Below are 14,594 nucleotides of genomic sequence, written 5' to 3' on the forward strand. Positions count from 1 at the left end.
TCGCCCGCCCGCTCTTTTCCGAAGCGCAGTGTAGCGGGCGGGCGGCGGCTTCGATCAACGCGTCCGATCAGCGCGCGGCGAGGATCACCACGTCGACGCGGCGTTCCTGCGCGCTGACGCCCGCGGCGTACGGATCGACGCTGCGCACGCTGACGCGATCGGCCGGAATGCCGCGCGCGTCGAGGTAATCGCGCACCGCCGCGGCGCGGCCGAGCGCCAGCTCGCGCCCGCCGGCGCTGTCGACGCCCTCGACGGAAACGCGCGTGGTCGGCTCGTCGCGCAGCACGCTGGCGAGCCGGTCGAGCGAGCGCTCGGCGGTCGGCGTCGGCGCGCTGCCGCCCGGCTGGAACTGGTATTCGCCCAGGCGCACGACCAGGCCGCGCGCGTCCAGGCGCGACTCCATGTTCGGCAGGCGGTTCTGGATCGCCATCAGCGTGCCGCGCTCGGGCGCCACCCATTCCGCGCCGGCGACGGTTCGCTGCGGCGGCACCTCGCGCACGCTGGCGCGCGCGAGCAACTGCTCGCGCTGCGCGCCGAGGTCGCGGCTGCGCTGTTCGGCGTAGCGCGCCAGGGCGCTGGCTTGCGCGATGCGCACGAGCCGTTCGGCGACGTAGACGCTCTGCTCGCGCGTCGCCTCGCCGAGGTTGCGGTAGTCGCGCGTCAGTCCGTTCACGGCGAAATCGGCGTTGTCCAGTTCGGCGCCGCCGTAGTCGACGACGCGCGGGTCGCGGTGCAGCTCGTCGAGCTGGTTCTGCAACCGCGCCAGCTCCGGCGGCGCGGCCGGCGGCACGCTGACGCAGCCGGCCAGCGCCAGCAGCACGGCGAAGGAGGAAAGACGTGCGTTCAGGGCGTTCATGGCGAACCTCCGATCTGGGCACGCAGGCTGTCGAGGCTGCGTTCGAGTTCGGCCGCGGCGGCCTCGGCGCGGAACTGGCGGCCGCGCGCGGCGGCCAGATCGCCGTCGACGCGGGCGCGCTCGGCGTAGATCGCGCTGCGCGTCCAGGCGCGCGTCTCGAACGCGTCGGTCGCGCTCGCCAGCATCGCCTGGGCGGTGGCGAACTCGGTGGCGGCGTAGGTGGCCGCGTCGTCGCGGCCGGCGTTCTGGACGGCGGTGCTCGCCTGCACCAGCGCGAGTTCGGCGTCCTTGCGCTCGGCGGCGAGCGCGACGCTGCCGCACGAGAGCAGGATCAGCAGGAACAGGATTCGGAACATGGCGGCCTCCGTGACGTCGAGGACCACCGGCGGCGACCGGCACCGCCGGCCCGCTTCCCGTCGTCGACTATGCGAGCGCCGCCGTGAACGTCGACGAAACTCCGCCGGAGCCGCTTCAGAGCTGCTCCAGCACTCCCGCGATCGTCGCCGTCATGAAGGTCGCGATCGAACCGCCGAGCACGGCGCGCAGGCCGAGGCGGGCGAGATCGGCGCGGCGGTTCGGCGCCAGGCCGCCGATGCCGCCGATCTGGATCGCGATCGAGGAGAAGTTGGCGAAGCCGCACAGCGCGTAGGTCGCGATCAGCTGACTCTGCTGGCTCAGCTGCGACAGGTGCTTGGACATGTCGACGTAGGCGACGAACTCGTTGATGACGACCTTCTGGCCGATGAAGCTGCCGACCAGCGGCGCCTCCGCCCAGGGCACGCCGATCAGCCAGGCCAGCGGCGCGAGGACCCAGCCGAACAGCGTCTGCAGCGACAGCTCGACCGGATGACCGGCCTGCGCGCTGAGCCATGCATTGAGCGAGGAATCGGCCGTCGCGCCCCAGGCGTGCGCGCCCAGCCACTGGAACGGCGCGTTGAGCAGCGCGACGAGGGCGATGAAGGCGAGCAGCATCGCGCCGACGTTCAGCGCCAGGCGCAGGCCGTCGGCGGCACCGGTGGCCGCCGCGTCGATGACGTTCGCGGTGGTCTTCTCCACCTCGAGCTTGACCGTGCCGCGCGTCAGCGGCTCGCCGGTTTCCGGAACGAGGATCTTGGCCAGCATCATCGTCGCCGGCGCGGCCATGATGCTGGCGGTGAGCAGGTGCGTGGCGAAGAACACGCGCTGCGCCGGGTCCTCGCCGCCGAGCAGACCGACGTAGGCGGCCATCACGGAACCGGCGATGTGCGCCATGCCGCCGATCATCACCGTCATCAGCTCCGACTGCGTCATGCGCTCGATGTACGGCTTGATCGTCAGCGGCGCCTCGGTCTGGCCGATGAACACGCTGGCGCAGACGCTGGTGGTCTCCGCACCGGATACGTTCATGACCTTGGTGATGACCCAGGCCATGCCCTTGACGATCTGCTGCATGAAGCCGATGTGGTACAGCACGCCGGTCAGCGCGGCGAAGAAGATGATCGTCGGCAGCACCTGCACGGCGAATACGAAGCCGAACTTCGACACGTCCATGAAGCTGCCGAAGATGAAGTCGGAGCCGACCTTGACGAAATCCAGCAGCTTCACGAAGCCGGTGGCGATGCCGTTGAACACCTCGCGCCCGAGCGGCAGCTTGAGCACGATCGTGGCGAACACGATCTGCAGCAGCAGACCGGTGGCGACCAGGCGCCAGCTCACCGCACGCTTGTTGTTGGAGAACGCGAACGCGATCGCGATCAGCACCGCGAGACCGAACAGTCCGAACGCGATGTGGCCCAGCGCCTGCAGCATGCTTGTTCTCCCCCAAGCGCCTGTGCGCCGGCAATCGGGGGAATGTAGAGCAGCGGCAAATGCTTGCGCAAGGCGAGACGGTCGCGGACATTCCGATCCTTGCGTCGGGCGCTGCCGCCCCTTCTCCTGCAACGGTAGAGGTGAAGGCGGCCTGTTCTCCCTCTCCCGCTTGCGGGAGAGGGTTGGGGTGAGGGTTCTTTTCGCGAGGCCGTCCCTCGCGAGGCCGTTTCACGACTCCCCTCACCCGCGCCGACGGCGCAACCTCTCCCGGACGCGGGAGCGGTGACGACACCGGCTCGCCGGAGCCTTTGACGCTCTGCAGCAAATGTGTTCTAGTCGGAGCGAGCGTTCCCCCTTGCGGAGTGACTTCAGGAATGGACGTATAGACGCCCATTCACGGAAAGTCGTCGACAGGCTTCGACGGGGTACGCCGCCATGCGGAGGCAGCGCACGATGGCAGCAACCCGGCATGCAGGCCTGTACGACCCGGCCTACGAACACGACAGCTGCGGCTTCGGGCTGATCGCGCAGATCGACGCGCGCGCCGGAACCGGACTGGTCGACAAGGCGTTCGGCGCTCTCGAGCGCATGGCGCATCGCGGCGCGGTCGGCGCCGACGGGCTCTCCGGCGACGGCTGCGGCATCCTGCTGCACCGGCCGACGGCCTGGCTGCGCGCGCTCGCCGCCGAGGCCGGCATTTCCCCGGGCCCGCACTTCGCCGCCGGACTCGTGTTCCTGTCGCCGGACCCGGCGCTGCGCGAGCAGTCCGTCGCCGAACTGGAAGCGCGCCTGCGCGACGAGGGACTGGGCATCGCCGGCTGGCGCGAGGTGCCGCTCGATCTTTCGGTCTGCGGCGAGCAGGCCGCCGCCTCGCTGCCGCGCATCGCGCAGCTGTTCGTCGACGCGCCCGAGGCGGCCGGTTTCGACGAGGCCGCATTCGACCGCAAGCTCTACCGCGCGCGACGCCTGGCCACCAACGCGCTGCCGGACGAGGAGCATTTCTACATCGTCTCGCTGTCGGCCTCGATGATCGGCTACAAGGCGATGGTGCTGCCGGGCGCGCTGCGGCGCTTCTATCCGGACCTCGCGCGGCCGGACCTGGCCGCCTGCGCGGCGGTGTTCCACAACCGCTTCTCGACCAACACCACGCCGCAATGGCGGCTGGCGCAGCCGTTCCGCTACCTCGCGCACAACGGCGAGATCAACACGATCCGCGCCAACCGCAGCTGGATGGCGGCGCGCGCGAAGAAGCTGGTCTCGCCGCAGTTCGACTTCTCCACGCTCGGCGCGCTGGTGACGATGTCCGGCTCGGATTCGCAGAGCCTGGACAACGCGCTCGAGCTGCTGCTGATCGGCGGCATCGCGCTGCCGACCGCGATGCGCATCCTGGTGCCGCCGGCGTGGTCGGCGCGCGAGGACGTCGATGCCGACCTCGCCGCGTTCTACGAGTACTACGGCCTGCACACCGAGCCGTGGGACGGCCCGGCCGGCCTGGTCATGTGCGACGGCCGCTACGCCGCCTGCACGCTGGACCGCAACGGCCTGCGCCCGGCGCGCTGGGCGCTGTCGGCCGACCGGCACCTGGTGGTCGCCTCGGAAGCGGGCATCTGGGACTACGCCGACGCCGACCTGGTCGAGAAGGGCCGCCTCGGACCGGGCGAGATGATCGCCGCCGACCTCGCCGAGCACCGCCTGCTGAAGAACGCCGACGTCGACGCGCTGAACCGCAGCCTGGCGCCGTTCAAGCAGTGGCTGCGCGAGGGCGTGACCTATCTCGAGTCGCACCTGATCGACCCGAGCCTGGCCGCCGAGCCGTTCCCGCCCGAGCTGCTGGCGCGCTTCCAGAAACTGTTCGGCCTGTCGCGCGAGGAGCGCGACACGATCCTGACCGCGCTGGCCGAGGACGGCGTGGAGGCGACCGGCTCGATGGGCGACGACACGCCGATCGCCGCGCTGTCGGGCGAGGCGCGGCCGTTGTACGACTATTTCCGCCAGGCTTTCGCGCAGGTCACCAATCCGCCGATCGATCCGCTGCGCGAGACGGCGGTGATGTCGCTGGTCACGCAGATCGGCCCGGAAGGCAACATCTTCGAGCTGTCGGCGGCAAACGCGACCCAGGTGCTGCTGACCTCGCCGATCCTGTCGCAGCGCAAGCTGCGCCAGCTGCTGGCGCTGCCGCAGTTCGCCAACGCGCAGTGCTTCGTCGACCTCTACTACCGCCGCAGCGAAGGCCTCGAGGCGGCGCTCAAGCGCATCTGCATCGAGGCGACCACCGCCGTGCGCGCCGGCGCGCGGCTGGTGTTCCTAAGCGACCGATATCCACCCCAGCCAGCCGGGCCGCAGCCGCCGGACAAGCTGCCGATCCACGCCCTGCTCGCCACCGGCGCGATCCACCAGGCGCTGGTGGCGGCGCAGCTGCGCTGCGACTGCAACCTGCTGGTGGAGACCGGCACCGCGCGCGACGCGCACCACTTCGCCTGCCTGATCGGCTTCGGCGCATCGGCGGTGTATCCCTACCTCGCCTACCAGACGCTGTTCGACCTCGGCCGCAACGGACGCATCCGCGACCACGACGGCGAGCCGCGCGAGCTCGGCCGCACCTACCGCAAGGGCATCCGCAAGGGCCTGCTGAAGATCATCTCCAAGATGGGCATCTCGACCATCGCCGGCTACCGCGGCGCGCAGCTGTTCGAGATCGTCGGCCTCGACCGCGCCGTGGTCGACCTGTGTTTCGCCGGCGCGCCCGCACGCATCGGCGGCACGCTCTTCGCCGACCTGGAGGACGAGCAGCGCGAACGCCTGCTGGCCGCGTTCGACGACGGCGCGCGCCTGTCGCCCGGCGGCCTGCTCAAGTACGTGCACGGCGGCGAGTTCCACGCCTACAACCCCGACGTGGTCGGCACGCTGCAGGCCGCGGTGCGCAGCGGCGACACCGCTGACTACCGCCGCTACGCCGACCTCGTCGACGGCCGCGCGCCGGCCGCGCTGCGCGACCTGCTCGAGCTGCGCGACGACCTCGCGCCGGTTCCGCTCGAGGAGGTCGAACCGGTCGAGGCGATCCTCAAGCGCTTCGACTCGGCCGGCATGTCGCTCGGCGCGCTCTCCCCGGAAGCGCACGAGACCCTGGCGCAGGCGATGAACCGGCTCGGCGCGCGCAGCAATTCCGGCGAGGGCGGCGAGGATCCGGCGCGCTACGGCACCGACAAGATGTCGAAGATCAAGCAGGTCGCCTCGGCGCGCTTCGGCGTGACGCCGGAATACCTGGTCAACGCCGAGGTGCTGCAGATCAAGATCGCGCAGGGTGCCAAGCCCGGCGAGGGCGGCCAGCTGCCCGGCCACAAGGTCAACGAGCTGATCGCGCGCCTGCGCTACGCGCGGCCGGGCATCGGCCTGATCTCGCCGCCGCCGCACCATGACATCTATTCGATTGAGGACCTCGCGCAGCTGATCTTCGACCTGAAGGAGGTCAATCCCGACGCGCTGGTCTCGGTCAAGCTGGTCGCGCACGCCGGCGTCGGCACGATCGCCGCCGGCGTGGTGAAGGCCTACGCGGACCTGATCACGATCTCCGGCCACGACGGCGGCACCGGCGCCAGCCCGCTGACTTCGATCCGCTACGCCGGCGTGCCGTGGGAACTCGGCCTGGCCGAGGCGCACGAGACATTGCGCCGCAACGGCCTGCGCGAGCGCGTGCGGCTGCAGACCGACGGCGGCCTGAAGACCGGCCTGGACGTGATCAAGGCGGCGATCCTCGGCGCCGAGAGCTTCGGCTTCGGCACCGCGCCGATGATCGCGATGGGCTGCAAGTACCTGCGCATCTGCCATCTGAACACCTGCGCGACGGGTGTCGCCACCCAGCTCGACGTGCTGCGCAAGAACCATTTCGTCGGCACCGCCGAGCTGGTCATGCGCTACTTCCGCTTCGTCGCCGAGGACGTGCGCGGGCACCTCGCGCGGCTGGGCCTGCGCCGGCTCGAGGAGCTGGTCGGCCGCGTCGACCTGGTGCGCCGGCGCGGCGATCTTGCCGGCAAGCACGAACGCGTCGACGTCGCGCCGCTGCTCAACGCGGCCGGCTTCGTCGACGGCCAGTCGCAGGTGTGCTCCGGCGCGCGCAACGTGCCGCGCGATCCCGGCTCGCTGGCGGCGCGCATCGCCGAGGACACGCGCTTCGCGGTCGAGCACCGGCGCGGCGGCGAGTTCCGCTACGCGGTGAGCAACACCGACCGCTCGCTCGGCGCGCGCCTGTCCGGCGAGGTCGCGCGCCGCCACGGCGACCGCGGCATGGACGCGCATCCGATCACCCTGCGCCTTTCCGGCAGCGCCGGCCAGAGCCTGGGCGCGTGGAACGCCGGCGGCGTGCACATCGTGCTCGAAGGCGAGGCCAACGACGGCGTCGGCAAGGGCATGGCCGGCGGGCGCATCGTCGTGCATCCGCCGCACGACGCCGGCTTCGTCGCGCGCGACGCGGTCATCGTCGGCAACACCTGCCTGTACGGCGCGACCGGCGGCGAGCTGTACGCCGCCGGCACGGCCGGCGAGCGCTTCGCGGTGCGCAACTCCGGCGCGCTGGCGGTGGTCGAGGGCACCGGTGACCACACCTGCGAGTACATGACCGGCGGCATCGTCGTCGTGCTCGGCCGCACCGGCATCAACTTCGGCGCCGGCATGACCGGCGGCTTCGCCTACGTGCTCGACACCGAACGCGACTTCGTCGACCGCTACAACCACGAGCTGATCGACATCCAGCGCATCTCGCCGGAAGGCATGGAGAACCACCTGCAACACCTGTCCGGCCTGGTCGCCGAGCACGTGCGCGCCACCGGCAGCGCGTGGGGCGCGCAGATCCAGTCGCATTTCCGCGACCTGCTGCCCAAGTTCTGGCTGGTCAAGCCGAAGGCGGCCAGCGTCGATTCGCTGATCGACGAGCTGAGGCGCGCGGCATGAAGGAGAAGAATCCGTACTTCGTGGAGATCCCGCGCGCGATGCCGCGCGAGGTTCCGGTCGCCTTGCGCGTGCTCGGCTGGGGCGAGATCTACGGCGGCTTCGACGCCGGCCAGGGCGAGCAGCAGGCGGCGCGCTGCATCGACTGCGGCAATCCGTACTGCGAGTGGAAGTGCCCGGTGCACAACTACATCCCGAACTGGCTGAAGCTGGCGAAGGAAGGCCGCGTGTTCGAGGCGGCCACGCTGATGCACGAGACCAACCCGCTGCCGGAGATCTGCGGCCGGGTCTGTCCGCAGGACCGCCTGTGCGAGGGCGACTGCACGCTCGCCGACGGCTTCGGCGCGGTCACCATCGGCGCGATCGAGAAGAACATCGTCGACCTCGCCTTCCAGCAGGGCTGGCGCCCGGACCTGTCGGACGTGCGGCCGAGCGGCCGGCGCGTGGCGATCGTCGGCGCCGGCCCGGCCGGACTGTCGGCCGCCGACCGCCTCGCGCGCGCCGGCGTGTCGGCCACGGTGTTCGACCGCTACGAGGAAATCGGCGGGCTGCTGACCTTCGGCATTCCGCCGTTCAAGCTCGACAAGGACGTCGTGCGGCTGCGCCGGCAGGTGCTCGAAGGCATGGGTGTGGAGTTCCGCCTCGGCGTGGAGATCGGCCGCGACCTCGCCTTCGACGCGCTGCTGGACCACTACGACGCGGTCTTCGTCGGCACCGGCGCGTATCGCGAGGTCGCCGCGGACCTTCCCGGCGACCGCCTGCCCGGCGTGCTGCCGGCGCTGCCGTTCCTGATCGCCAACGTGCGCCGGCTGCTGCGCAGTTCTCCTTCATCGAACACGGACCGTCCTGATCCGGTTCGATTCGACGAGTCCGGAGCGAGCCCGGATTCGTCTGCGCCGCAGACCGCGCTGGCGCCCGGCCTGCGCGAGCGATCCGTCTCCGGATCGCAGGATCTCACTGACCTGGACCTGCGCGGCAGGCACGTGGTCGTACTCGGCGGCGGCGACACCGGCATGGACTGCAACCGCACGGCGATCCGCCTCGGCGCGGCGTCGGTGACGTGCGTCTACCGCCGCGACGAAGCCAACATGCCCGGCAGCCGGCGCGAGGTGAAGAACGCACGCGAGGAAGGCGTGCGCTTCCTGTTCAACCGCCAGCCGCTGCAGGTGCTCGGCACGGATCGCGTCGAGGGCCTGCGCGTGGTCGAGACGCGCCTGGTCGCCGACGGCCGCGGCCGCGCACGGCCGGAGCCGGTGGCGGGCAGCGAGGAGACGCTGCGCGCCGACGTCGTCATCGTCGCCTTCGGATTCCGCCCGAGTCCGCCGGACTGGTGCCGCAGCGCCGGCATCGAGCTCGACGACGGCGGGCGCCTGATCGTCGGCGGCGCCGGCCGCCTGCCGTTCCAGACCGCCCACCCGCGCGTGTTCGCCGGCGGCGACAACGTGCGCGGCGCCGACCTCGTCGTGCGCGCCGTGCACGACGGGCGCGAGGCGGCGGCGTCGATCGTGGAGGCGTTCGCGACGGCGCAGGCCGCGGCCGAGAGCGTCACCGCCTGATCCCCGGCCGCCGGCGCGGCGGGTGCGGAAGACGGCATCGACGCACCCGTCGATCGTCCGCGCGACGGTTCATCCGCGGCTCAGACGGGCGCAACAGAAGATGCGCCGATGAGCGCCTCGTCGATCCCGGTCCGCATCGCGTGCCTGGCAGGACTGCTGGCGGTCCTGAGCGCCTGCGCCACCCTGCGCACCGACGTGCCGCGGCCGGTTTCGAATGCCCTGCCGCCGACGGTGCAGTCGCCGCTGGCGCGCGAGGCGCAGCGGCAGGCGCAGGCCCATCCGGGGCAGTCCGGCTTCCGCGTGCTGTCGGGCAACACCGACGCGCTGATGAGCCGCATCGTGCTCGCCGATCACGCCGCGCGCTCGATCGACCTGCAGTACTACATCTTCGCCGACGACGCGACCGGGCGTCTGCTCGCGCAGCGCCTGCTCGCCGCCGCCGACCGCGGCGTGCGCGTGCGCCTGCTGCTCGACGATCTCGACGTGATCGAGCAGGACCCGCTGCTCGACGCGCTCGACGCGCATCCGAACATCGAGGTGCGCCTGTTCAATCCGTTCCGCGTGCGCAACCGCTCGCTCTGGTCGAAGGCCCTGCAGTTCACCGTCGACGGCGCGCGCCTGAACCGGCGCATGCACAACAAGTCGTTCACGGTCGACAACCTGTTCACGGTCGTCGGCGGCCGCAACATCGGCGACGCGTACTTCGACGCCGGCAACGAGATCCATTTCCGCGACCTGGACGTACTCGCGATCGGTCCCATCGTCGAGCAGACCTCGGACGTGTTCGACCGCTACTGGAACTCGGACGCGGCCTTCCCGGTGACCGCCTACGACGTGCACCACGCCACGGCGCGCAATCTCTCGCGCACCCGCACGACGCTGCAGGGGGCGGCGCGCGAGTTCGCCGAGTCCGACTACGCGCAGGCGATGCTCGACGCGCTGCCCGACGGCTCCAGCGCCGACCGCAGCGGCCGCTGGGACTGGGGCGCGGCGCGCGTGGTCGCCGATGACCCGGCCAAGGTCGAGCCCGGCGAGAAGCGCCGCGCCCTGCTCCTCACGCACGACCTGCGCGCGATGCTCGACGCCGCGACGACGAACGTGCAGATCGTCTCGCCATACTTCATTCCGGGCCGCAACGGCGTGGAATACCTGCACACGCTGGCCGCGCGCGGGGTGAAGGTTTCGGTGCTGACCAATTCGCTGGCGGCGACCGACGAGGCGGCCGTGCACGCCGGCTACGCGCGCTATCGGCGCGCCCTGCTGGCGGGCGGCGTCGAGCTGTACGAACTGCGTCCGCTCGGCGGCGCGCCACCCATCGAGGCGCACGGCACGTCTTCGGGCATCAGCCTGCACGCCAAGACGCTGGTGGTCGACGCGCGCGAGGTGTTCGTCGGCTCGATGAACATGGATCCGCGCTCGCGGCTGCTCAACACGGAGATGGGCGTGATCGTCGACTCGCCCGCGCTGGCGCGCCGGATCATGCAGTTCTTCGACAGCGCGACGCAGCCGGAGAATGCATTCAAGGTCGAGCTGGTGCCGCGCGCCGGCCAGTCCGCGGCGCGGGCGCCGATGCGCTGGAGCGCGCGCTACGACGGCCGCACGGTCGAGTTCGATCACGACCCGGAAACCTCGGCGGCGCGCCGCGCGCGCGTGGCGCTGATGCGCCTGCTGCCGATCGAGAGCCTGCTGTAGGTCATGCACGGGGATCGCTCCACGCCGGCCGGCGCAGGGCGATCGATGCGGTGGCGGCGGTGGGCGTCGCGCGTGCTGTGGCTGGCGCTCGGCGGCGCCGCGATCGCCGCCGTCGTGCTGTGGGTCGAATCCGCGGCGCCGCCCGACGCGACGGTGCGCGCGCTGGCCTGGCTGACGCGGCTGCAGCAGGCCAACTCGGGACTCGTCGCGGCCGTGGGTGGATTCGCCGTGTTCGTCGTCGCGACCTGCCTCGGCTGCCCGATCAACCTGTGCATCGCGGCCTGCCTGCTGGTTCTCGCGCCGGCCCGCGGCGTGCCCGTCGCGCTCGCCGGCACGCTGGCCAGCGCATTCGTCTTGCATCGCATCGGCGCCTCGATCCCCGAAGGCCGGCTGCCGGCGTGGCTGCGCGGCCGCGAGGCGCTGCTGCGCCGGCTGCGCGGCAACGTCGCCGCGATCGCGCTGGTGCGGCTCGTGCCGGTCGGGCCGTACTGCATCGTCAGCCTGCTCGCCGGCGTCGTGCGCGTGCCGCGCGGTCCCTATCTCCTGGGCACGGCGCTCGGCATGGCGCCCGGCATCGTTCTCTACGCCGTGTTCCTCGACCGCGCGCAGGCCGCCCTGCACAGCGCGCATATGCTCACCGCATTCGCCGCGATCGGTTCGGCGCTGCTGATCGCCGGCGCGTACGTCGCCTGCACGCGCTGGCTGAGGCGGCGCGCGATGCCGTGAGCGCACGATCGATGCGCAATCACAGCGACGGACCTGCACGCCGGCGGCTACACTGGCCGCGGCACGATGGATTTTTCAGCAACGGCGGGCGGAACAGGCATGGCAACCGACCAGGACTTCGTCGACTACGTGGCCGAACAGGCCGGGCTCGGCGAGCGGCTGACGCACAGGAAGATGTTCGGCGAGTACGCGCTGTACCTGGACGAGAAGGTCGTCGCCTTCGCCTGCGACAACAGCCTGTTCGTCAAGCCTTCGGCCGCGGTCGTGCGCCTGGCGCCGGATCTGCCGCAACGACCGCCGTATCCGGGCGCGAAGGACTACCCGGTCGCCGACGAGCTGCTCGACGACGCGGACGCGCTGCGCCGCCTGCTGCTCGAGACCGCGACGCTGATGCCGGCACCGAAACCGAAGAAGCCGCGCAAGGCGCGCGGCAAGGGCTGACCGCCCGAGCGGGATCGCAGGCCGCAATGACCTCGGCCACGGTCAGGCCGCCTTGCCGTCCTCGCCGTCTTCGACCTTGCCGATCTGCGCCTGCGCTTCGGGCGTGAGCTTGAGGATGCCGTGGCGGATCTCGCGCGAGAGGATCACGCGCGCGTCCTTGGCCACCGCCTCCAGCTCGGCCTCGAAGACCAGCTTGCCGTTCGCATCGGCCGAGATCACGCGGCGCTCGCGCAGCTTCTGGATGAAACCGCGGAACAGCGCCTTGTCGAAGAACTCCGGCGCGTTCATCTCGTGCAGCAACGAGAGCCGCTGCGCGGTGAGGTAGCTGAGGTTCTCCAGCTCGCCGGCGCTGAGCGCGTGCGGGCCGTTCTTCACCAGCAGGGCGAGGCCGATGTAGTAGCGTTCGATCGCCGGCATCAGGGTGTGCGCGAGCACGCGCAGGCGGAACGCCGCGTTGCTCTGGCCGGGGCCGCGCTCGAGGATGCGGCCGTCGGTGCCTTCCACCGTCGCCAGCAGGCCGCGCGCCTGGAAGAACTCCAGCGTCGCCTGCACGCGTTCGGCGAACTCCGCTTCGCTCCACGGCAGGAATAGTTCGGCCTGCACGAACGGGTAGACCAGGCGCCCCAGGCGCAGGATCGACGCGCGCGCGAGACGGCGGTTGTTGTTGAAGCAGCAACCGATCCACGCCGCGGTCGCGTAGAGATGGGTGACGTTGTTGCCGAAGTAGCTCAGCATCACGCCTTGTTTTTCGTCGACGGTCAGCACGTCGCCGAGCGGATGCGCGACGCGGCGGATCCACTGCATGTTCTCGCCGTAGGCGATGATCTCCTGCGGCGACAGCCCGGTCAGCGTGACGCGCTCGGAATACGGCACCTCGGCCAGCAGCGCCTTGCTCAGCTCGATCTGCGCGAGCAGGTCGGCCTCGGCCATCGCGTGCTTGGGCGTGGCCAGCAGGGTGAGCGCGAGCAGGTTGACCGGACCGACGTGCGCGGCGCGGTTGATGTTGACGAGGATGCGCTCGCCGAGCGTGTCGACTGCGCCCTTCAGCCAGGTGGGCTTGGCTTCCGGATCGGCGGTGGCCTGCTGCCAGTCCGGCGCCACCTCGTCGAGCAGCGGCTTGAGGAACAGCGGCTCGCCGAAGTTCACCGTGACCGAGCCGTAGTTGCGCCGCAGCGCGCCGAGGCTGCGGATCAGGCCGCCCCAGGACTCCTTCTCCTTCGGCTTGCCGGAAAGCTCGCCGATGTAGGACTCGCCCTCCATGACCTTCTCGTAGCCGATGTACACCGGCTGGAACACCACCGGGCGGTGCGGCTGGCGCAGGAAGCTGCGCAGGGTCATCGACAGCAGGCCGCCGCGCGGCGTCAGCGTGCGGCCGGTGCGCGAGCGGCCGCCCTCGATGAAGTACATCAGCGAGATGCCGCGCGCGATCAGCTGGCTCATGTACTCGCGGAACACCGTCGAGTAGAACGGATCGCTGAAGCTGCGGCGCAGGAAGAACGCGCCGCCGCGGCGCAGGATCGGGCCGATCAGCGGCAGGTTGAGGTTCACGCCGGCGGCGATGTGCGGCACGGCCAGGCCGTTGTGGTAGAGCAGGTACGGCAGCAGCGCGTCGTCGGTGGTGCTGCGGTGGCAGGGCACGAAGATCACTTCGTGGCCGGGCACGACTTCGCGCAGCTTGTCGAAGTGGTGCATGTTCACGCCGCGGTAGATCTTCTCCCACAGCGCGGTGAGCAGGAACGAGGCCGAGCGCACCACCAGATGCGACTGGTCGGCGGCGATCTCCCAGGCGAACTCGCGCGCCTTCGCGGCGGCCTTGTCGCGGTCGATGCCTTCCCGCGCCGCGTGCGCGTCGATCGCCTGCTGCACCGGCGCGGCGTTGACGACGCCGTCGATCAGGGTGCGCCGGTGCGACAGGTCCGGCCCGATCACCGCCGCACGGATGCGGCGGAAATGCACGCGCAGGATGCGCTGCAGCTTGCGCACGCCGCGTTCGGTGTCGGCCTCGACGGCGACCGCTTCGCGCAGCGACACCGGCGCGGCGAACTGCACGACGGTGTCGCGGCCGTTCAGCAGCAGGGCGAGCAGGCGGCGGAAGCGGCCGACCACGACCCAGTTCTCCGAGAACAGCACGCTGAACCAGCCCGATTCGCGCGCCGGCGCGCGTCCGACGAAGATCGACACCGGCACCAGGCGCACGTCCTTCTCGGGATCGGCGCGCACGACATCGGCGAGCAGGCTCAGGGTTTCCGAGCGCGTGGGATGCGGACGGCGGCCGAACAGGCGCGGCCGCCGCGACATCGCCACCACCGCGCGGCGGCGCTTGATCGGCAGGCGGTCGGCCGCCGCGTACGGCGAGGGCAGGCCGGCTTCCTGGCAGGCGCGTTCGAGGATCAGCGTGTCGGACAGGCCGGGACGCTCGATCACGTAGACGGTCGGGCGGGGGTCGTCCGGCAGCAGGGCACGGACGTCTTCCGGCATGCGGCGGATGCGCACCCAGGGGCGGAGCAACGCACCGATCCAGTCGAGCCAGACCGGCGCGCCGGTGGAGGGGGACGCGGCCGGTGGCGTGTCGTTCATGCGTGGAGTCCAGCGGC

The 14,594-nt window shown here is 71.1% G+C and carries 9 protein-coding genes; 5 read left to right on the forward strand and 4 right to left on the reverse strand.

Going from position 1 to position 14,594, the window contains the following annotated elements:
• Positions 1–67: 67 nt before the first annotated feature.
• The 3 genes from ACFO6Q_RS01765 to ACFO6Q_RS01775 all read right to left on the reverse strand — a co-directional run bounded on the left by ACFO6Q_RS01765 (position 68) and on the right by ACFO6Q_RS01775 (position 2,644).
• A complete protein-coding gene (locus ACFO6Q_RS01765) occupies positions 68–856 on the reverse strand; it encodes an OmpA family protein (RefSeq protein ID WP_380018765.1) in 789 nt (262 codons plus the stop codon).
• Entirely contained in the window at positions 853–1,212 is a 360-nt protein-coding gene (locus tag ACFO6Q_RS01770) for a DUF4398 domain-containing protein (protein WP_380018766.1), read from the reverse strand. The genes ACFO6Q_RS01765 and ACFO6Q_RS01770 overlap by 4 nt, the downstream gene beginning before the upstream one ends.
• A 115-nt stretch (positions 1,213–1,327) precedes the next feature.
• Positions 1,328–2,644 (reverse strand): NupC/NupG family nucleoside CNT transporter, encoded by a 1,317-nt coding sequence (locus ACFO6Q_RS01775; RefSeq protein ID WP_380018767.1) that lies wholly within the window; start codon positions 2,642–2,644, stop codon positions 1,328–1,330.
• 453 nt (positions 2,645–3,097) lie between these two features.
• Here ACFO6Q_RS01775 and gltB point away from each other — a divergent pair, with 453 nt between their 5' ends.
• From gltB to ACFO6Q_RS01800, 5 genes are all read left to right on the forward strand, one after another.
• Positions 3,098–7,588 (forward strand): glutamate synthase large subunit, encoded by a 4,491-nt coding sequence (gene gltB / locus ACFO6Q_RS01780; RefSeq protein WP_380018768.1) that lies wholly within the window; start codon positions 3,098–3,100, stop codon positions 7,586–7,588.
• On the forward strand, positions 7,585–9,141 hold the full coding sequence (locus ACFO6Q_RS01785; RefSeq protein ID WP_380018769.1) for an FAD-dependent oxidoreductase: 1,557 nt from the start codon (positions 7,585–7,587) through the stop codon (positions 9,139–9,141). The genes gltB and ACFO6Q_RS01785 overlap by 4 nt, the downstream gene beginning before the upstream one ends.
• A 108-nt stretch (positions 9,142–9,249) precedes the next feature.
• Positions 9,250–10,833 (forward strand): phospholipase D family protein, encoded by a 1,584-nt coding sequence (locus ACFO6Q_RS01790; protein WP_380018770.1) that lies wholly within the window; start codon positions 9,250–9,252, stop codon positions 10,831–10,833.
• Between the two features lie 72 nt (positions 10,834–10,905).
• A complete protein-coding gene (locus ACFO6Q_RS01795; RefSeq protein WP_380018771.1) occupies positions 10,906–11,559 on the forward strand; it encodes a TVP38/TMEM64 family protein in 654 nt (217 codons plus the stop codon).
• Positions 11,560–11,658: 99 nt separating this feature from the next.
• Entirely contained in the window at positions 11,659–12,000 is a 342-nt protein-coding gene (locus ACFO6Q_RS01800; protein ID WP_380018773.1) for a TfoX/Sxy family protein, read from the forward strand.
• 42 nt (positions 12,001–12,042) lie between these two features.
• Here ACFO6Q_RS01800 and plsB read toward each other — a convergent pair whose 3' ends face one another.
• Entirely contained in the window at positions 12,043–14,577 is a 2,535-nt protein-coding gene (plsB, locus tag ACFO6Q_RS01805) for a glycerol-3-phosphate 1-O-acyltransferase PlsB (protein ID WP_380018775.1), read from the reverse strand.
• Positions 14,578–14,594: the final 17 nt, after the last annotated feature.

The sequence above is a fragment of the Dokdonella ginsengisoli genome (assembly GCF_042652785.1).
Lineage (GTDB): Bacteria > Pseudomonadota > Gammaproteobacteria > Xanthomonadales > Rhodanobacteraceae > Dokdonella_A > Dokdonella_A ginsengisoli.